The organism is Anaerosphaera aminiphila DSM 21120 (assembly GCF_900129925.1).
GTDB lineage: Bacteria > Bacillota > Clostridia > Tissierellales > Peptoniphilaceae > Anaerosphaera > Anaerosphaera aminiphila.
On record NZ_FQXI01000021.1, the window covers coordinates 1 to 20,722 of the forward strand.

Annotated in this window: 18 protein-coding genes and 1 other annotated feature; of the genes, 14 read left to right on the forward strand and 4 right to left on the reverse strand. The window is 30.2% G+C overall.

Annotated elements, in window-relative coordinates; translation table 11 throughout:
* Positions 1-144: 144 nt before the first annotated feature.
* From BUB47_RS09250 to citX, 3 genes are read left to right on the forward strand one after another with little or no spacing between them, the layout of a single operon-like run.
* On the forward strand, positions 145-984 hold the full coding sequence (locus BUB47_RS09250) for a triphosphoribosyl-dephospho-CoA synthase (protein ID WP_073185644.1): 840 nt from the start codon (positions 145-147) through the stop codon (positions 982-984).
* Complete coding sequence (citC, locus tag BUB47_RS09255) at positions 977-1,984, forward strand: [citrate (pro-3S)-lyase] ligase (RefSeq protein WP_073185646.1); 1,008 nt, start codon at positions 977-979, stop codon at positions 1,982-1,984. Before BUB47_RS09250 ends, citC begins: the two co-directional genes overlap by 8 nt.
* Positions 1,981-2,499, forward strand: a complete 519-nt coding sequence (gene citX, locus BUB47_RS09260) for a citrate lyase holo-[acyl-carrier protein] synthase (protein ID WP_073185648.1) — start codon at positions 1,981-1,983, stop codon at positions 2,497-2,499. Before citC ends, citX begins: the two co-directional genes overlap by 4 nt.
* Before the next feature lie 38 nt (positions 2,500-2,537).
* On the opposite strand, the gene BUB47_RS09265 is transcribed toward citX, so the two are convergent.
* From BUB47_RS09265 to citD, 4 genes are all read right to left on the reverse strand, one after another.
* Entirely contained in the window at positions 2,538-3,929 is a 1,392-nt protein-coding gene (locus BUB47_RS09265) for a CitMHS family transporter (RefSeq protein ID WP_073185650.1), read from the reverse strand.
* Between the two features lie 239 nt (positions 3,930-4,168).
* Positions 4,169-5,725 carry a citrate lyase subunit alpha gene (gene citF / locus BUB47_RS09270; protein WP_073185652.1) on the reverse strand — a complete coding sequence of 519 codons (1,557 nt, stop codon included), beginning with the start codon at positions 5,723-5,725 and terminating at the stop codon, positions 4,169-4,171.
* Positions 5,715-6,614, reverse strand: coding sequence for a citrate (pro-3S)-lyase subunit beta (citE, locus tag BUB47_RS09275; RefSeq protein ID WP_083529201.1), 900 nt, complete (start codon positions 6,612-6,614; stop codon positions 5,715-5,717). The genes citF and citE overlap by 11 nt, the downstream gene beginning before the upstream one ends.
* 1 nt (position 6,615) lies before the next feature.
* Positions 6,616-6,909 (reverse strand): citrate lyase acyl carrier protein, encoded by a 294-nt coding sequence (citD, locus tag BUB47_RS09280; protein WP_073185656.1) that lies wholly within the window; start codon positions 6,907-6,909, stop codon positions 6,616-6,618.
* A 340-nt stretch (positions 6,910-7,249) separates the two neighbouring features.
* On the opposite strand from citD, the gene BUB47_RS09285 reads away from it, so the two are divergent.
* The 11 genes from BUB47_RS09285 (at position 7,250) to BUB47_RS09335 (ending at position 20,546) form a co-directional block, all read left to right on the forward strand.
* Positions 7,250-7,978 carry a GntR family transcriptional regulator gene (locus tag BUB47_RS09285; protein WP_073185658.1) on the forward strand — a complete coding sequence of 243 codons (729 nt, stop codon included), beginning with the start codon at positions 7,250-7,252 and terminating at the stop codon, positions 7,976-7,978.
* A 177-nt stretch (positions 7,979-8,155) separates the two neighbouring features.
* Positions 8,156-9,925: a single-stranded-DNA-specific exonuclease RecJ gene (gene recJ / locus BUB47_RS09290; protein ID WP_073185659.1), complete on the forward strand. Its 1,770-nt coding sequence runs from the start codon at positions 8,156-8,158 to the stop codon at positions 9,923-9,925.
* Positions 9,922-12,063 carry a RelA/SpoT family protein gene (locus BUB47_RS09295; protein WP_073185661.1) on the forward strand — a complete coding sequence of 714 codons (2,142 nt, stop codon included), beginning with the start codon at positions 9,922-9,924 and terminating at the stop codon, positions 12,061-12,063. Before recJ ends, BUB47_RS09295 begins: the two co-directional genes overlap by 4 nt.
* Before the next feature lie 5 nt (positions 12,064-12,068).
* A complete protein-coding gene (gene dtd / locus BUB47_RS09300) occupies positions 12,069-12,518 on the forward strand; it encodes a D-aminoacyl-tRNA deacylase (RefSeq protein ID WP_073185663.1) in 450 nt (149 codons plus the stop codon).
* An 8-nt stretch (positions 12,519-12,526) separates the two neighbouring features.
* The gene (locus BUB47_RS09305; protein ID WP_073185665.1) at positions 12,527-13,147 is read left to right on the forward strand and encodes an MBL fold metallo-hydrolase; all 621 of its coding nucleotides are present in this window, start codon (positions 12,527-12,529) and stop codon (positions 13,145-13,147) included.
* Positions 13,148-13,246: 99 nt separating this feature from the next.
* Positions 13,247-14,539 (forward strand): coproporphyrinogen dehydrogenase HemZ, encoded by a 1,293-nt coding sequence (gene hemZ, locus BUB47_RS09310; RefSeq protein ID WP_159430550.1) that lies wholly within the window; start codon positions 13,247-13,249, stop codon positions 14,537-14,539.
* A gap of 9 nt (positions 14,540-14,548) precedes the next feature.
* Positions 14,549-16,084 (forward strand): Mur ligase family protein, encoded by a 1,536-nt coding sequence (locus tag BUB47_RS09315; RefSeq protein WP_073185669.1) that lies wholly within the window; start codon positions 14,549-14,551, stop codon positions 16,082-16,084.
* Positions 16,085-16,119: 35 nt separating this feature from the next.
* Positions 16,120-16,300: a binding site (T-box leader), on the forward strand.
* A gap of 37 nt (positions 16,301-16,337) precedes the next feature.
* Positions 16,338-18,113, forward strand: a complete 1,776-nt coding sequence (gene aspS / locus BUB47_RS09320; RefSeq protein WP_073185671.1) for an aspartate--tRNA ligase — start codon at positions 16,338-16,340, stop codon at positions 18,111-18,113.
* Between the two features lie 11 nt (positions 18,114-18,124).
* On the forward strand, positions 18,125-18,547 hold the full coding sequence (locus BUB47_RS09325; RefSeq protein WP_073185673.1) for a SoxR reducing system RseC family protein: 423 nt from the start codon (positions 18,125-18,127) through the stop codon (positions 18,545-18,547).
* Positions 18,548-18,550: 3 nt separating this feature from the next.
* Positions 18,551-19,399: a hypothetical protein gene (locus tag BUB47_RS09330; RefSeq protein ID WP_073185675.1), complete on the forward strand. Its 849-nt coding sequence runs from the start codon at positions 18,551-18,553 to the stop codon at positions 19,397-19,399.
* A complete protein-coding gene (locus BUB47_RS09335; protein WP_073185677.1) occupies positions 19,383-20,546 on the forward strand; it encodes a hypothetical protein in 1,164 nt (387 codons plus the stop codon). Before BUB47_RS09330 ends, BUB47_RS09335 begins: the two co-directional genes overlap by 17 nt.
* The last annotated feature ends 176 nt before the right edge of the window (positions 20,547-20,722 follow it).

Sequence of the window (20,722 nt, forward strand, 5' to 3'; positions counted from 1 at the left end):
AATAAAAATTGAGGTAGGAAAAAACCTACCCCAACATTTGACAATGAACCTTTTTTTATAGTGAATTGTATTTTAAAAGGCTTTATTAATCAATGAATATATCTCTATGATATAATAATATTTATTAAAGGATAGCGAGGGATTATGAAAGAGATTAGCTCTAAAGATATAGAGAGAATATGCTTTTTTGCATTGTTATGTGAAGTTTCCACTAGTCCTAAGCCTGGATTAGTTGATTTATTAAATAGAGGAAGTCATGAAGATATGGACTATTTAACTTTTATAAATAGTGCGATTTCAGTGTCTAAATTTTTTAAAGAAGCCTATGAACTTGGAGTAGAGGGAAATACTGAGGAAAACTTTAATTTGCTTAGAACAAGGGGGATTTTTTATGAAGAGGAGATGTATAGTGCTACTAGAGGAGTTAATACTCACAAGGGCATTATATTTTCACTTGGATTTACAGCCTATGCAACAGGAGTTATAAGTAGTAGCAATATGGAATTTACATCGCTAAATATTTCAAGAGAAGTATCAAAGATATGTGGCAATATAAGTGGAGAATTAGAAGTTAAAAACCTTAGGACTGAAGGACAGCTTCAATATAAGAAATATGGCTTAAAAGGCGTGCGTGGAGAAGCAGAAGAGGGCTTTGTAAAGTCCATTACTATAGGTCTTTATAATTTAAAGAGATGTCTTAGGACTTTAGATTTAAACGACAGTTTAGTAGAGGTATTAATGTATTTTTTAGTAGCAGTGGAAGATTCCAATACTATAAAGAGATCTTCTTTGGAGGGTTTGGAATATGTAAAAGTTCATGCTCAAAGGGCTATTGACTTAGGAGCTATGCATACTTTAGAGGGAAGAGAGTATATATCTAGCTTAGATAGAGAATTTATAGAAAAAAATATAAGCCCGGGAGGTTGTGCTGACTATTTGGCACTAACCCTATATTATTATTTTTTGGAGGAGCTATATGATTGAGTATAGAGATGCCGTTTATTTTTTAGATAGAAAGAATATTGAATTGTTTTTGCAAAAATACGACCTGAGTTTAGAAAAAGATGTGGAATATACTATAATTGCAGAAGATGAAGGAAAAATTGTTGGGACAGGTTCAGTAAGTGGGAGTGTATTAAAGTGCTTTGCCATTGACAATGAATATAGAAACATGGCAATAACAAATACAATAATTAGCAAGTTAATAGATTTTGAATTTAATAGGGGAATTACTCACTTATTTATTTTTACTAAACCGGATAATTCTAAAATTTTCAATGATTTTGGATTTGATTTAGTTGCAAAAGTTGATGAAGTTGCACTTCTGGATAACAAAATTGAAAAACTTCACACTATTTTAGAAGACTTACACAATTCAAATGAAGAAAATTCTAAAACAGGAATTATAGTAATAAACGCAAATCCCATGACACTTGGACACTTAAAATTAATAGAAGAAGCGTCAAAACAGGTTGAAAAACTCCATGTTTTTATGGTAAGTGAAGATGAAAGCGACTTTCCCTATGAGTTTAGATATGAGATTGTAAAAAATGCAATTGGGCCTCTATTAAATGTAATACTGCATAGGGGAAATGAATATATTATATCAAAGAATACTTTCCCAACTTATTTTTATAAAGATACTGAAACAGTGATAAAAAGCTATAGTTACTTAGATATAAAAATATTTGCGGAGTACTTTGTAAAGGCATTAAATGTAAAGAAAAGATTTGTGGGAACTGAAACAAGTGATGTAGTCACAAGAGAGTACAACTCTGCAATGAAGGAAATACTACCTGAATATGGAGTAGAAGTTGTAGAAATTGAAAGATTTAAAATAAATGGAGAAGTAATTTCCGCAAGTAAAGTTAGAAAATTATTAAGAGATGGGAAATTGAAAGAAGCTTATACTTATTTGCCGGAGGCAACTATAGAAGCTCTTAAAAGTGACTGTGGGAAAAAATTAATAGAAGGTTTAAAATGAAGGTAGATATTGAACTTAGATTGCAAGAAATGCTAAAGAGCAAAGAAGAGAGAAGAAATGTTCAAGAGGACTTAATAAAAAAGTATAATAGCACAATTATATCCTTTATGTTAAATATTCCTGGAGAAGACAAAAATAATATTAAATATGAAAAATTTCATAAAAAATATATAGCTAAAATTAAAGACTCATTAGAGAAAAATAGTATAGAAATTTTAAGTGAATTATATTTTAATAAACAAACTGGAATGGAATACTTTGCTGCAATTAATAGCAATGCCTTAAAGATTAAAAAACTTATGATTGAACTTGAAGAAAGTAGTGGCGGAGGAAGAGTTTTAGATATAGATGTATTTGATAGAAACTTTAAGCAAATTTCCAGATCAGAGCTTGGATATGAAAATAGAAAGTGTTTAATTTGTAATAACAATGCAATTGAATGTATGAGATTTTCAAGACACAGTTTAGAGGATTTAATAGATAGAGTAAATAAATTAATATTAGAAGATAAGTAAAGAGCTGTCAATTAAGACAGCTCTTTTAAGTTTATAAATTATTTAAATAGCGGAACACTGCCTGTAATTGCTGCTAGTGCTATAAATATTATAAATATTCCGCTGGCCCATTTTGCAGATTCTCTTTGCCATTCTCCCATATCTTGTCCAGTTAAGTTTAATAGTAGATAGATAAAAGGTACTAGTGGGCTTAACAAGTGAAAAGCTTGTCCAAGTAGTGATGCAGTACCAAGTTCTAATGCAGTAAAGCCATATTGATATCCGGCTTCTGCAAATACAGGAAGTACACCATAGTAGAAAGCATCGTTTGAAAGCAAGAATGTTCCCGGTGCTGAAACGATAGCTGTAATAAGTCCCCAGAACCTTCCGAAAGAAGTAGGTATAATTTTTATTAAACTAGCTGCTAGTGCATCAGACATTCCTGAACTAGTGAAAAGGCCCATAAATATACCTGCTGCAAAAACAAGTATAACTACTTGAAGTGCATCTCCGGCATTGTCTTGAATACGAGCTTTTTGTTCACTAATTTTTTTATAGTTAATCATAAGTGCAAGAGTAGTTCCCACTAGGAATAAAAACATAGAAGGAAAAGTTCCCTTGATTAGCATAACTATAATACCTATTGTTAAAATTGCGTTGATTATTAAGTTTTGAGGTCTCTTTAGTGCTTCTTCTTCTGCATTAGCTGGTGCAGTAAGAGATTCTATTTCTTCAATTGTAAGAGTTTGGATGCCCACTCTCTTTCTCTCTTTAAGACCTAAATAGATAGATACACCCAACATGTAAATAATTGATACTACCATACCAGGTATAAGAGCTTTTAAAATAGTTTGGTCATTAACACCTGGTTGATTTCCCAATACTGAAATAACACGAGCAGTAGGGCCACCCCATGGAAGTAAGTTCATAATAGTATTCATTAAAACTACTAATACAGCAAGGTTCATCATTTTTAAATTTAATTTTTTATAAATTGGTATAAATGCTGTACAACAAATAAGTGTAGTAGTAGTTCCGTCTCCGTTTAAAGATACTGCTGCAGCTACAACTGCTGTCCCAAGAAGTACTTTAACGGGATCTCCCTTTGCAATTTTAATCATAGCCTTGGTAACTGGGTCAAATAGACCTGCATTTAACATAATAGCAAAGAATAAAATAGCAAATAATAACATAATTCCGGTTCCAGATGTTTGTCCAACGCCATCTACAGTCCATTGACCAATAATTTTAATTTGGTCCCATAGCGTAACAGATGAAACGCTAATTTCATTGGCAATTGCAACTTGTTCTTTGTAAAGTCCTAAAAATGCTCCAACAACTGTAAAAATAAGTGGTATAAGTACTAAAGCTGTAAAAGGTTGCAGTTTTTTAGTCATTACAAGTCCTAAGAAAACAATAATCATTGCCCATGCAAGAATAGTAAGTGCCATATAATTCATCTCCTTTTTAATTTATTTAAAATACACCTAATTTTAAATTAGATATATGTTAAAACTAATTTTCTAATCTTAGAAAATACTTAAATTTATTAATATATTTATCCAAATTTAATCAAAGTTAATCAAATTTATAACTAAAAATAGTTAATGCAGCTTATTTAAATAATGTAGATATTAAACAAGCTACACTAACTAAAAATACTTTTGACTATAATATTTGTTTTAGGAAACTAATTGTTTTCTTTTAGTTTTCTAACTGTATCAATGATAGTCCCATCTCTATATTCTAATATAGCTACAATTTCATCACTAAATTCTATAGTATCAGGGATACCTGTTAAATTTTCAGCTATTTCTTTTAATTCATTAATAGTTTTTAATTCTAAACCAGAGGATTTAAATTTTTCTATTAAATCACTTCTCTTAGGGTTTACTGCAATTCCATAGTCTGTACATATTACGTCAACAGCTTCTCCCGGAGTACATACAGTAGTTACTTTATCCAAGACTATTGGATTTCTAGCTCTTACTAGAGGAGCTAGAATTAAGCTTAGTTTTGCAGCAGGTGCAGTGTCTTGGTGACCTCCAACGGCTTGGTTAATAACTCCGTCTGATCTGGTCATTACATTTACATTAAAGTCAGTATCTACTTCTAAAGCGCCAAGTAGTACAATATCTAAATTATTTACTGCAGGTGATGGACTATTTGGATTTGCATATGCAGAAGCTGAGATTTCAAAGTGTTTCTCATTTTCTCTAATACTTCTAACTGCATCTAAGTCAAAAGACTGGGTGTCAAAAAGACCGTTTATAAGTCCTTCTTCTAACATATTTACCATATATCCAGTAATGCCACCAAGTGCCATAGATGCATGTATATTATCTTTTTTCATATCTTCTCTAAGAAGTTTTGCAACTGCAAGTGTAGAACCGGCAGCTCCAGTTTGGAAAGTAAAGCCCTCTTTGTAAAGACCCGAAGCTTTTATAGCTTTAATGGCATTTTGAGCGATAAGTAAATCTCTAGGATTGTCGTTAAATCTAATTGATCCGGATACAATGCCGCTTGGATCACCGATAGCATCAACTTCTACTACGTAGTCAACGTACATCTGTCCAATAGAAGCGGGAATGTTTGGATATGCTACTAAATTGTCTGTAACTGCAATAACGCAGTCAGCATATTGAGCATCAACCATTGCATATCCCAAAGAACCACAAGCGCTCTTTCCAAATCTACCATTCATATTTCCCATATTGTCACAGGAAGGAGCTGCTAAAAAGGCAACATCAATATGAAGTTCCCCATCTTCAATGGCTCTGGCTCTTCCGCCATGACTTCTGATAATAGCAGGTTTTTTAAGTATTCCCTTGGAAATTTCTTCTCCCAACTGTCCTCTAAGACCTGAAGATTGAATTGCACTTACTACTCCAGATCTAATGTAAGGAATTATATGATCGTGAATAGAGGAGAGAGAACTTGGAGCAAGTGTTAAGTCTTTAATGCCCATTTCAGCAATTACATCAAGTACCATATTTAGCACATAGTCACCATTTCTCAAGTGATGGTGAAATGAAATTGTCATTCCGTCAGAAAGCCCTGATTTTTCAATAGCTTCTTTAATAGAGGAAACTAATTTTTCATCACCTGTTTTTCCAACTCTAATCTTAGAGCCGGCTTTATTTTTATTTACTTCAGTTTTATTAACTCCTATAAATGGATTTAATTGGCCAATTCCATCAAGATATTCAGGAATTTCTCTGCCAACAGCATTTTTATTATAGTTCATGAATATCCTCCTCACTTAATATGCCACTTGCAATGGCAAGTTTTAAAGTTCTTTCAGCTCTTACAATTATAGGTCCATCAACCATTTTTCCATCAACTGTAATTACTCCACTGCCTTTTCTTTCAGCTTCTTTTGCTCCAGAAATAACTTTTATTGCAGAGTTAATTTCTTTTTCAGTAGGAGTATATATTTCATTTACAACAGAAATTTGTTTAGGGTGTATTACAGATTTTCCGTCAAATCCCAAGTCTTTAATAAACTGTACTTCTGTTCTAAATTGTTCCATATCGTTTAAATTTGAATTAACTGTGTCAAAACAAGCTATGCCGGCATTTCTAGCTGCCAGTACAATTTGAGATCTGGCTGCGAAAAGTTCCCAACCATGTGAAGATCTAGTAGTTTTTAAATTAGTTACATAGTCTTCAGCACCAAGAGCGATTCCCATCATTCTAGGAGATGCTTTGGCAATTTCAACAGCATTTAAAACTCCGGTTGCAGTTTCTACAGCTGCCATCATAAGAGTTCTTCCAACACAACCAAGTTCTTTTTCAACTTCAGTAATAATTTCATCAACATCAATAATATCTTGAGCAGAATCAGTTTTAGGAAGTCTTATTACATCTACTCCCGCTGTTACTACAGCTCTAATATCTTCTCTACCATAGGGAGTGTCTAATCCGTTTATTCTAACTACTCTTTCAACATCTCCATAGTCAATAGTTTTTAAAGCATTAAAAGTCAACATTCTAGCTGCATCTTTTTGGTTTATACTCACTGCATCTTCTAAGTCAATCATAATTGAATCTGGTTTGTATATATGTGCATCAGTGAGCATACCAGGGTTGTTTCCGGGAAGAAACATCATTGTTCTTCTAAGTCTATCTTTCAATTTACTCACTCCATTCATAGTTTTCTACTTTACATGCCCTGTAGATACAGGTTTTAGTTCTGGCTTTTATTACGTAGTCAAGGGCTCCCTTATCAATAGCTTTTACGTTTACATCAGTAATATTTAGTTCTTCTAGTGTTTCTTTAATAGCATTTTCAATTTGTCTGCCAAATTGTTTTTTTACTGAACTCTGTAAGTCAATATTAATACCTGAACCTTTACCAATGGTTATTAGAATGTCATTTGACTCAACAGTTCCAGCAACAGCTTCTTTTTTAATTTTTAAAGTTTCCATTTTTACCTCCTAACTATTTTAAAACTGCATTTTAAGATAATGATATTATAAGTAAGTTGAGATTTAAAAGTTTTATAACATATTTTATAGTGGTGTTTATATATTTTGAAAATTTTGTTATAATTACTTCTTATTATATAAGTATAATTGATAATTTTAAAAACAATATATTTATTTTGGCTTTTAGTTGTTTTAAAATGTTTTTTAGGTGTTTTAAGGTTATTTTTTAAAAATTATGTTACTTTGTCAATTAAATTGGATAAATATTTAAATGTAATAAATCTTTAGTTTAATTGTTTCTATATTTGGGTAAAATTCTACATTAAGGGGGATGAATACAATGTACAGTTATATGAGTGAAATAAAAAAATATATAAATACAGACAGTAATACACCTCTTAACGACGTTATCTACAATGGTCTTAGAACTGTTATAATAAAAGGAATAATCCCTGTGGGAGAGAGAATAAATGAAAAATACTATTCAGAGTTTTTAAATATTAGTAGAACACCAATTAGAAATGCAATTGAAAAATTAAAACAAGAGGGAATTGTTGAACACATACCTAATTATGGAGTCGTGGTAAAAAGAATAAGAGTTGAAGATGCAGAGGAGATATATAAAATTAGAACTGCATTGGAAAAACTTGCTACAATAACTGCAATGAACAATATGAGCGATGAAGATTTTATGAAAGTAAAAAATCTTATAAATCTTACATTTGAAGAAAATCAAAAAGGTAATGTAAAAAGAGTAATTGAACTTTCTTCAACTTTTAATTCCATGATTTTTGAATATGCGAAAATGCCCAGATTGGAAATCATAATAAAAAATTTAAATGACTATTTGGCTAGATTTAGAAATATTTCTCTCTATGATGACAAGAGAAGGTTGGAGGCAATTCAAGAACATGATGAAATTCTTAAGACAATGAAGTTAAAAGATGAGCCGAAAATTCGACGTTTAATAGAAGATCACTTGAACTATTCAAGAGATTTTATAATTAGTGAAATTAACAGGTTGGAAAGAGAACGAGAAGAGTTTTTTAAGAACAAAGATAATTTATAAGATATTATATTTAGGTTATATATTTTAAAGGTTTAGTGATTTTTTGCTAAATCTTTTTTATTAGTAAATTTTTAGTTTTAACATATATAAAATGTAAGGAAAGCTTGCGTTTGTTAGATATCCAATAATAGATTTTTATGATATACTTAAATTTATATTATTAATAACGGTGATTAAATGGAAAAATGGTTTATAAAAAATATAAAATCTAATGGTGTTGATTTTAAAGACTTTGGAATAAATAAATATATTTATAAAATTCTAGTAAATAGAAATATAGATACAGTAGAAAAAATTGGAAAATTTTTAAATCCTAATTTAGAAAATTTGAATACTCCAATATTACTTCCTGATATGATAAAGGCTTCTAATTTTATTATAAATGCTATAAAGGAAAATAAAAAAATTAGAATAGTTGGGGATTATGACGTTGACGGAGTAATGAGCACTTATATTTTAGTTAAGGGTTTAAAGAGAATAGGCGCAAATGTGGATTTTGAAATTCCACACAGAGTAATAGATGGCTATGGCATCAATAAGAGAATTATAGAAGATTCTATTGTAGATGGAGTAGAGCTAATTATTACCTGTGACAATGGAATAGCAGCCTATGAAGAAATTGAGTATGCAAATGAAAATAATGTAGATGTAATAGTAACAGATCATCATGAAGTTCCTATGGGAATAGATAGAGAAGAGATAATACCAAATGCAAGGGCTGTAATAGACCCTAAACTGTCTAATTCAAAGTACCCTTTTAGAGAAATTTGTGGTGGAGTTGTGGCATTTAAGCTCATTAATTATCTATATAGTATTCAGGGGATAGAGGATTCAGAACTATTTGAAGAATTTTTGCCATTTGCTGCTATTGCAACAATTTGTGATGTAATGCCATTAGTAGATGAAAATAGAATAATAATAAAAGAGGGCTTGGAGCTAATTAACAGGACCAAGAATAAAGGTTTAAAAGCCATCATATCTGAGTCTGACCTATTGGGGGCTGAAATTACTTCCTATCACATAGGTTTTGTAATAGGACCTACAATTAACTCAGCAGGAAGACTTGAAAGTGCAAAAGACGCTTTAAATTTATTTTTTGAAGAAGATGAAAATAAGGCAATAGAAATAGCTAAATATCTCAGAGGCTTAAATGCTAAGAGACAAAATATGACAGACGAAGGCTATATAAAAGTTATTGATACAATAGAAAGTAATAATTTAGTTAATAAATTTCCAATTTTAATATTAAAAGAGGATTCAATAGATGAGAGTATTCTTGGAATTATTGCAGGAAGAGTTAAAGAGAAGTATAATAGGCCAACTATAGTGCTCACTAAGTCAGGTGACTTTTTAAAAGGGTCTGGAAGAAGTATAGAAAACTATGATATGTTTGAAAAAGTTTCAGAATCTAAGAACTATTTAGAGAGATTTGGTGGACATGCTATGGCGTGTGGGCTAAGTTTAAAAGAAGAAAATTTTAAAGACTTTGTCATAGATGTAAATAGAAAGTCTAAACTTACAAGAGATGATTTGCTGAGAAGAATATATATAGACAGCTCAATAGAATTTAAAGATGTAAAAATAGATTTAGCATATAGCTTAGAAAAATTAAAACCCTTTGGAAATGCAAATCCACAGCCGCTTTTTGGAACATTAAATTTAAATATTGTAAAGTTTAATGTTTTTGGCAAGAATAAAAATGTAATAAAATTAGTTTTAAGCGATGGATTTGAAAATAGACAAGCTCTTTTATTTGAAAAATTAGAAGACTTTGTAGAAAAAATTTCAAAATCTTATGAGAAAGAAGAAATTGACAATATGTTAAGGGGATTAAAGAGCAATATATTTTTAGATATAGTCTATACACCTGAAATTAACAGTTTTAGGGGAAATGAAAGTCTTGAATTAAAGATAAACAGTTATAGAGTAAGTGGGGTGAAGTTATGATTGAAGAATTATTAAATAAAATAAGAGAATATAATCCTTCTGTAGATGAAGATGCTGTTAGGAAAGCATTTAATTTGGCATATGAACACCATAAAGGTCAAAAGCGAAATTCAGGAGAAGATTATATAATTCATCCATTTAATGTAGCTTTAATTCTTGCTGAGATGAATATGGATACACCTACTATAATTGCAGGTTTACTTCACGATACTATAGAAGATACAGATGTAACTTTTGAAGATGTGGAAAAAGAATTTGGAGTAGAGGTTGCAAATCTTGTAGATGGAGTTACAAAGTTAAAAAAATTAAATTATCAGACAAAACAAGAAAAACAAGCTGAAAATATAAGAAAAATGGTTCTTGCAATGGCGAAGGACATAAGAGTAATAATTGTGAAATTAGCAGATAGACTTCACAACATGAGAACTCTTGAATATATGACTGATGCAAAGAAAAAAGAAAAGGCAACGGAAACTATAGAAATTTATGCTCCACTGGCAGATAGACTTGGAATGAACAGCATAAAAGGTGAATTGGAAGATTTATCTCTTAGGTATTTAGATCCGGAAAATTACTATCAACTTGTTGAAATGGTAAATAAGAGAAGAAGCGAAAGAGAAAATTTAATAAATAACACAATTTCTGACTTAAAAGAGAATCTTGATAAAATTGGAATTAATGCGGATATTCACGGAAGACCTAAAAACTTTTACAGTATCTATAAAAAGATGAAATTTAAAGACAAGGCCTTTGATGAGATTTATGACTTGTCGGCAATAAGAGTTCTCGTAGATGATATAAAGGATTGCTATGGTGTTTTAGGAGTGGTTCATACACTTTGGAAGCCAATACCCGGAAGATTTAAAGACTATATAGCAATGCCTAAACCAAATAAGTATCAATCTTTACACACAACTGTAATAGACAATAATGGAGAGACCTTTGAAGTTCAAATAAGAACCTTTGAAATGCATCAAACAGCTGAATATGGTATTGCTGCCCATTGGAAATACAAGGCAGGTGTTAATAAATCTACTTCATTTGATGAAAACTTAACTTGGTTGAGACAATTTTTAGAGTGGCAAAAAGACTTAAGTGATCCAAATGACTTTATGGAGACATTGAAGGTAGACTTCTTTGCCGATGAAGTTTTTGTATTTACTCCCGGAGGCGATGTAATTAATCTCCCTGAGGGTTCTACTCCAATAGACTTTGCATATAGAATTCACTCTGATGTTGGAAACCACTGTGTTGGAGCAAAAGTAAATGGAAGAATAGTTCCACTGGACTACACTTTAAAAAGTGGAGATATAGTAGATGTAATAACCAGTTCTAATGCAAGTCCTTCTATGGACTGGCTAAAGATAGTAAAAAGTCCTCAAGCCAAGAAAAAAATCAGTCAATATTTTAAAGTAAAAGACAGAGATAAAAATATTGAACGTGGGAGAGATATGCTTGAAAGAGAAGCTAAGAAAATAGGATATAGAGTTGGAGATATATTAAAAGAAGACTGGCTTGAAGAAGTTCGCCAAAAAATAAATGTATCTAGTCTTGAAGATTTATATGCTGCAGTGGGTTTTGGAACGATTACTATTAATCAAGTAATGTCCAAACTAGTAGAAATATATAAAAAATTTAATAAAAATGATATAGTTCCTGAAGAAATAATACCTCAAAAGAGCAAAAAAATAGTTAGAGGTGGAGTTTTAGTAAAGGGCGTAGATAATTTAAAGGTTAGATTTGCAAAGTGTTGTAATCCTGTACCAGGAGATGACATAGTTGGGTATATAACCATAGGTAGAGGAGTTTCAGTTCACAGAGCTGATTGTGCCAATATTAAAAATATGGATGAGTCTGCCAGATTAATAGAAGTTGAGTGGCAAACAGAAAAAGGTGCCTCATATAATGCGCAAATAGAAGTAAAAGCAGCTGATAAGGGCAATGTAATTTCAGATGTGGCAACTAGAATAAATGATTCTAAATTAGTTCTTCACAATTTAAATGCCAAGACTACAAAAGATGGCGATTTAATATTAGATGTAACAGTTGAAATTCACAGTATAGAGGAATTAACTAGATTAATAGATAAGTTAAAGCGAATTAAACATGTTTTTGATGTATATAGAGTAAAGGCTTAGGTGTTATGAGAGCAGTAGTTCAAAGAGTAAAAGAGGCAAGTGTAGTAGTTGAAAATATTGAAATATCAAGAATTAAAAATGGTATTTTAGTATTTTTGGGAATTGAAGATTCAGATAGCGATAAAGATTTTGAATATATATTTAAAAAAGTAGTTAACCTTAGAATATTTGACGATGAAAATTCAGTAATGAATAAAAGCATGTTAGATGTTAAAGGGGAGCTATTAGTAGTATCTCAATTTACTTTATATGGAGATGCCAGAAAGGGAAATAGACCTAGTTATATTAGAGCTGCTAAATTTGAAAATGGAATATATTACTATGAAAAATTTATAGAAGCTGCAGATAATTTAGGCATAACTACAAAGTCAGGAGAGTATGGGGCAGATATGGACGTAAGTTTAATAAACGACGGGCCTGTAACAATACTTCTTGACAGTGAAAAAGTTTTTTAGGAGAAGATATGGATTTTAAAATTTTAAGATTAATATTAGGCGACTACCAAGTAAACTGCTATATAGTATTTGATGAAGAAAATAATGCAGTGATTATTGACCCAGGTGCTGAAGCAAATAAAATTATCAAGGCTGTAAAAGAACACAATTTAAATGTAAAATATATTATTTTAACTCATGCTCATCCGGATCACTTCGGTGCACTTGATGAAGTTAGAAGAGAATTTAAAGTTAAGGCGTATCTAAGTGAAGATGACAGCGAGATGTTGGCAAATAGATCTTCTCAAATAAATGGAATGCTTGGGTTAGATACTCCACCATTAAAGGCAGATATTCTAGTAAACGATGGAGATTTAATAGAATTTAGAGATAAAAACTTTAAAGTAATTGCCACACCGGGACATACACCAGGTGGAATATGTCTTTTACTTGATAATGTATTATTTTCAGGAGACACTTTATTTTATGGTTCAATTGGAAGAACAGATTTGCCAGGTGGAGATTATGACACTATAATAAAATCACTTCACAAGTTAATGGAATTAGATAAAGATACTATTGTACTACCTGGACACGGCTCAGAGACAAATATTGAATTTGAAAGGGCAAACAACCCTTTTCTAAAATAATTAAAAATGATAAGAATTAAGCATGACAATCAAAACGTCAAAAAAGAAATATTTGAATTTTTGAGAATTAAATTTCCCTCATATGAGAGAAATAATTTAATGGATGTAGATATAAAGGTATCAGATAATTATAAAATAAATATAAAATTTAAAGAATTTAGTAAGTTTATAGTCGTAAGAAAAGTAAATGACTTAAAACTACAAAAAATTTTAATAAAGCAAGAACTTTACAAAGCTCTCAGTCCTTATTTTGAAAACAAAGACGAGTGGGGAATTTTAACAGGTGTAAGACCAATAAAGTTAATATTGCAACTGTTGGAAGATAATGATGAATTTAAAACTAAGTTAATATTAAGAGAAAAGTATTTACTTAATGATGACTTAATTAAATATTTACTGGATATTGCCAAAAGAGAGTCAAAGATAATTTATCCAATAGATAGGGATAGTTACAGTATTTATATTCACATACCTTTTTGTCCAAGTAAGTGCAGTTATTGCTCATTTCAAACTTTAATTTACAATTCTGAAATTTCTAAAATCTACGTAACTGAACTTATAGAGGAATTAAAAAGAGAGTCAATATTTTTCACTAAACCTCCTAAAACTGTTTATATTGGAGGAGGAACACCAACATCTATAGGTGTAAAGTTACTTCGAAATATAATAGATACGGTAGGTAGTTACTATGGAGTTTCAGAAGAATTTACTGTTGAATGTGGCAGGCCGGATACTATTAATGAAGAAATGCTTTTGATGTTAAAAGAAATGGGGATTAATAGAATTAGTATTAACCCTCAATCTATGAATGAGTGTACTTTAAAGAATATGGGTAGAAATCATAGCATGGAAGATATCTATAGAGCTTATGAACTATCTAGAAAAATTGGTTTTTTTTGCATTAATATGGATTTAATATTGGGACTTCCAGGAGAGAGTCTAGAAGATAACAGAACATCTTTAAATAAAATCATAAAACTAGGCCCTGAAAATATTACTGTTCACACTTTGTCAGTAAAAAACGGATCTAAACTCTTTGATGAAAAGTATATGAACAATGTTTCTATTAATAGAGCTATAGAATATACTAAGAACATAACTTTAAATTCAGGATACTTTCCCTATTATCTGTATAGACAGAAGAGAATGCTAGGAAGTGGAGAAAATATAGGGTATTGTAAAGAGGGGTTTGAATCAATGTACAATATTTTAATGATGGAAGAAAAACAAAGTATAATTGGGTTTGGAATGAGTAGTTCTTCAAAATTTTTCTATCCGGAATTAAAAAAAGTAGAAAGTGTAATGAATTTTAGAAATATGAAAGACTATGTTGAAAGAAATAGTGAAATATATAGTAAGAAAATCAAACAATATAAAAATTTTAACTTTTAGGAGGATATATTGAAACTTAAAGATATTTTAAATGAAGTAGAAGTATTAGATGTATTGGGAGAGGTAAATTATGATGAAGATATTGACGCCATAAATTATCACAGTGGAAATGTTTTTGAAAATAATTTATTTGTTGCAATATCCGGATATATTACAGATGGTCATAAATATATTAAATCTGCCAGAGAAAATGGTGCAAAATATGCAGTGGTAGAATATTTTATAGATGAAGATATTCCTCAAATTAAAGTGAAAAATACAAGAATAGCCCTTGCCGACATGGCGACAAATTTTTATGAGAATCCTTCAAAAGAATTGAGTATTGTAGGAGTAACTGCAACAAATGGAAAGACTACGACAGCTTTTATGATTGATGAGATTTATAAAAAAGCAGGATATAAAACCGGAATCATAGGTTCAGTAGTAGCAAGTTACGATAATGTAAAAATTCCTGCTATTTTAACTACGCCAGATTCTTTGGAACTTCAAATGTATTTCAGAGATATGGTAAATAAGGGAATTGATAAAGTTACAATGGAAGTATCCTCTTCAGCTCAAGAGCTCTATAGAGTAAAAAACATTGAATACGACATCGTCACATTTAATAACTTTTCCAGAGAACATATTGACCAACATGGAAGCTTTGAAAATTATTATAAAGTAAAGTCAAAACTTATAAAAGAGGCGTCTGAGGACAGTGTTGCAATATTAAATATGGATTTTGAAAAAATAGCAAAATTAAAAGATGAAACAAAGGCGCAAGTTATAACTTATTCACTGGAAAATAATGACTATGACTTTTCGATTTCAAATTTAGATTTATCCACTGGAAAGGGAAATTATAAATTTAATGTAAATAGAGATATAGAAGTAAAAGGCAGAACTATAGAAAAGGGAAGCTTTGATATAAACTTAGCTGTTGCCGGATATTCATCAGTAATGAATTCAGTAGTGGCAATTATTGTGGCACTAGTTGACGGAATAGATAGAGAGATTATTATAGAGGCAATGAAAGAATTTTCCGGAGTTGAGAGAAGATTTGAGATGATTTATGATGAAGATTTTAAAATCATAGATGATCACTATGCCAACTCTAGGAATATAGAAGTTACCCTTAGCACTTTATCTAAGATGCAGTACTCCAACTTTAGAATGGTATATGCAATTAGAGGAAATAGGGGAGTGAATTTAAATAGAGAAAGTGCAGAAATGACAGCACAATGGCTAAAAAAATTAAAACCAAAAACTTTCTATGCCACTCTTAGTAAAGATACAGTTACTTCTAAAGATGAAGTTTCAGACGAAGAATTAAAAGTTTTTTGTGAGGTTATGAGTGAAAATAATATAGATGTTAAAATATTTGACACTTTAGAAGAGTCAGTAGTAGAGCTTTTAAAAACCGTGGAAAGTGATGATGCAGTTTTATTTGCAGGATGTCAAGGAATGGATAAGGGAGCAAAGTTTGCCAGTGACTATTTAGTTGAAAATGACCTGGCTAAAGATAAGGATAAACTAGTGGAGAGAATTGACAATAGAGTTTGTTAAACTTGACACAAAAATTAAAGCACATTATAATAAATTTAAATACAATAAAAAAGAAGATACTAAAGATTTTTTCAAGAGAGTGAACATATTGGTGTGAGTTCATAAAATGAATTTAGTGGGACAACTTTTTTGTAGATAATTCCGTAAATTTGCGTTAAAAATATAAGTGAGGTTTACCTAATTAGGGTGGTACCGCGAGATTTCCTCGTCCCTTATCGGACGGGGATTTTTTATTTTTTTATAGGAGGTAAGTATGGCTGAAAATATTAAAGGATTAAAGAGAAGTTACTATTGTGGAGAATTAAGAGAAAAAAATATTGGTGAAGAAGTCACCTTAATGGGTTGGGTGTCTAAAGAGAGAAATTTAGGATCTATAGTATTTGTAGACTTAAGAGATAGAAGTGGGATTTCTCAAATTGTATTTGACGATACAGTAAACAAGGAACTATTTGAAAAATCTGAAAGCTTAAGATCTGAATTTGTAATTGCCATAGTGGGAACAGTTAGAGAGAGATCTTCAATAAATGACAAGATACCAACTGGAAAAGTTGAAGTCTTAGCTAGTGAACTTAGAGTTTTAAATGAATCAGAGGTTCCTCCAATTTATATAAAAGATGATGATAATGTTTCAGAAAACATGAGACTTAAATATAGAGCGCTTGATCTTAGAAAGCCATTTATGCAAAATAATTTAATGCTCAGATCAAAATTTTATAAAGTGACTAGAGATTTCTTTTATAATGAAGGATTTATGGAAATTGAAACTCCAATGCTTTCAAAGCCAACACCTGAGGGAGCAAGAGATTACTTAGTACCAAGTAGAGTAAATGAGGGGAAATTTTATGCACTTCCACAATCTCCACAACTTTTAAAACAACTTTTAATGGTGTCCGGAATGGACAAATACTTTCAAATTACAAAGTGTTTTAGAGATGAAGATTTAAGGGCAAATAGACAACCTGAATTTACTCAAATAGACTTAGAAATGAGTTTTGTAGATATAGAAGACGTAATAAATGTAAATGAAAAGTTTTTAAAATATGCATTTAAAGAAATGTTAAATGTAGATGTAGAACTTCCTATTCAAAGAATGAAATATGAAGAAGCTATGAATAGATTTGGAATTGATAAACCGGATTTGAGATTTAACCTTGAATTAGTTGATGTAACAGATGTTGTAAAAGACAGTGGATTTAAAGTTTTTGAAAATGCAAGTGTTGCTGGAAGTGGAGTTAAGGGTATAAACATAAAAAATGGAGCTTCATTTTACTCTAGAAAGGCAATTGGAAAACTTGAAGACTTTGCAAAAACTTACGGAGCTAAAGGACTTGCTTGGATAAAAATAACTGAAGAGGAAGTAAATTCACCAATAGCTAAATTTATATCAGAAAGTACTATGAATAGTATTATTGAAAAAATGGGTGGAGAAGTTGGAGACCTTTTAGTGTTTGTGGCGGATAAATTACAAGTTTGCTTTGATAGTCTTGGAAACTTGCGAAATCATATTGCAAAAAATATGGATTTAATAGATGAAAGTGAATTTAAAATGGTTTGGATTACAGAATTTCCTCTATTTGAATACGATGAGGAAGAAGAAAGATATGTTGCAAAACACCATCCATTTACAGCGCCAATGGATGAGGATTTAAATTTATTGGATACAAATCCACACAAAGCTAGAGCTAAAGCTTATGATATAGTAATTAACGGCGATGAAATGGGTGGAGGAAGTATTAGAATAAATAATTCTGAAGTTCAAAACAAAATGTTTAAAGCTTTAGGTTTTACTGAAGAAGATGCTCAAAATAAATTCGGATTTTTATTAGAGGCATTTAAATATGGAGCTCCACCTCATGGAGGATTGGCTTATGGATTAGATAGGCTTATGATGCTATTTACTAATTCAGATAACATTAGAGACGTAATAGCATTTCCAAAGACTCAATCAGCAACAGATATATTTATGGGAGCACCTACTGAGCTTAGTGAAGTACAACTTAAAGAAGTTCACATTAAAGTATTAGATTAGAGGTGAATTAAATGGAACAAGAAGGATTTGTAATAAAGGAACTTGGAAAGTACATTGAAGTATCTGTAGTAAGGGAATCGGCATGTGGTTCAAGCTGTGAAACCTGTCAGGCTAAATGTGCCGAATCAAAACCTTTTACTCTAAAGACTGTAAATGATTTGGATTTAAAAGTTGGAGATAGAGTAAAAGTTGAAATGAGTTCTAAATCTGTAATAGGATATATGTTATTGGTATATGGACTGCCTCTTGTTTTCTTACTTGTAGGTACGCTATTTGGAGTTTTTATGTTTTCAAAAATGAATATTAGTTCAGCAGAAATTTTGGGCTTGTTTTTTGGACTTGTAATTATGAGTGTTGCATTTTTTATAATAAAAAAAGTGGACTCAAAATATGGAGAAGAAAAAGCAAGAGAAATTACTATAAAAAGGTATTGATATATGGAAGAGACTAAAGTTTTTAATATGATAACAAAAATTTTAATAGCAGTATTTATTATATCTATTTTAGCATTTGCATTTTCGTATTTTAATATAAGTAATGTTAAAGATATTGAAAAAGAAAATATAGAGCTTAAAGAAAAGTTAACAGAATTAGCAAAAAAAGAATCAGATATTGAAGAAAAGTACACTGCTGAAAATATAAAATTTGAAGAAGTGGAGTTAAATTTTGCTTCAAAGTATGGTTATGACTATACGGAAAAAGAATCAGATATTGTAAAATCAGAGTTAGATACTTTAAAAAATCGCAATGTGGAAATAAAATCACAACTTCAAGATGAAATAAAGAAATATAGCGACTATTACAGTGGAGATTATTATAAGAGTGAAAATGTAGAAGAGGTAATAGCTAAATTTACAAGTTTAAGTTCTATAAGTGATGTAGATTATCTAACTACAGACTTATACGAGTATTCAGATATAGAAAGTTTTATTAGCGAGGCTAAAAACAGCGGCACAATAAAGTATTTAAGCTCACAAAATAAAAGTGATATAAAAAGTGATATTTTATTTTTCACAACAGTGATGTATTCAAAAAACTTATTTGAAATAGGAAATGGCTTAAGTGATATTGGAGAAAATTTAAATAAAATATATGCTCAAATTGTATCTATTACAGATGTATATAAAAATATGGAGACATTTGGAATAAAAACAGGAAAACTCTCATATAGTAATTTAGAAAATTTAAAGAAAAACTCTTTGCCTTTAATTAGGGAATATTTTGAAAACAAGGGAGTTATAGAATCTTTAGAAAGCTTAGGTGAAGACAATGAAAAATTTAAGTAATAAGACATTGACAATACTAAGCGTAGTTTTTGCATTGTTGTCGGGGCTATTAATATACTGTAGCTACTTAAACTTTGCCGAAGTATCTTCTACACAAGCTGTCTATAGAAATCAAAATAAAAAGTTAAAAAGCGAACTTAAAAATAGAGAAAACTCAATTAACTCCTATCAGGCAAAACTTGACTCTATAGAAGTAAAATCTAAAGAACTGTCTGAAGATGCAAATAAATATGAAAGTTTAAGTGGGAAAATAGACTCAGGTGCAATATATAGCAACTACAATAAGTATTTGCTATCAGAACTTCCTACAAATTTTGACTACTCCAGATCATCTTCACTTGTAGAAAAAACTAATAGATATAGAAAGTTAATTGCAACTTACTTTGGAGATATTGAAGTAGGTAGTTTAAATGAAGCTAATGGAAATATTTTAATAGGAAATGTATATTTTAGTGACTTTATTTTAGACTATTTAAATGGGAAAATTGTGGAAAATAACAATAGGCTATTTAAAAAAATAGGTTTAATTAATTACTATGAAAATACAAAAAACTATTTAGTAAAGTACAAAATATTTGAAAAAATAAATAGTGAAATGAAAAGTAACGAACAGTCCTTTAGCGGAAATGAATTAAAAGACTTTACTCAAGGTGTAGTTTATTTAAAAGCTAAAGTTTTAGCTGGATATGATGTACTATTATTTCCGGATTCAACTAATGCAGCGTATTTAGCAAACCAAAATAGCATTATTGAAAATGAAAAGAAAAACATAGGATATGGTAATTTTTCACCATCAAAGTCTGTAATTGATGAAAATAAAAAAATTATAAAAAATACAGTTCTTGGAATAGATATATACAGTCAAAATATTGACTATATGGGAAGTTATAATATCTTAGATAAGACTTATGAGTTGGGAAGTGAAATTCAAGTATTGAGATACCTTGTAGACAATAGAAATAGACTTTACATGATAGAGGAGAGAAAGAATGGAACTCCAACTAAACTCGTATATTTTAATTCATCTGGAAAGCCGTTTTTTGAACTAGATATACAAAATTATAATACATTTTATTTTGACTTAGATAATTCTAAAGAAACAAAGAATAAATATAATGAAGCGTTAAAACTATATAATAATTTTTAAATAATAAAACCAAAAAAAGATAGAGATATGTTAAAAATATCTCTATCTTTTTAATTTAAGTAAGTAAAAAAATAATATTTAAGCTGAATTGCAATAATTATTGCGACACTTACTCCAAATTATTTATCTCGTATAAAAATGCATCAAATGTTGTTCTAAATTCCAGACATTTTCTA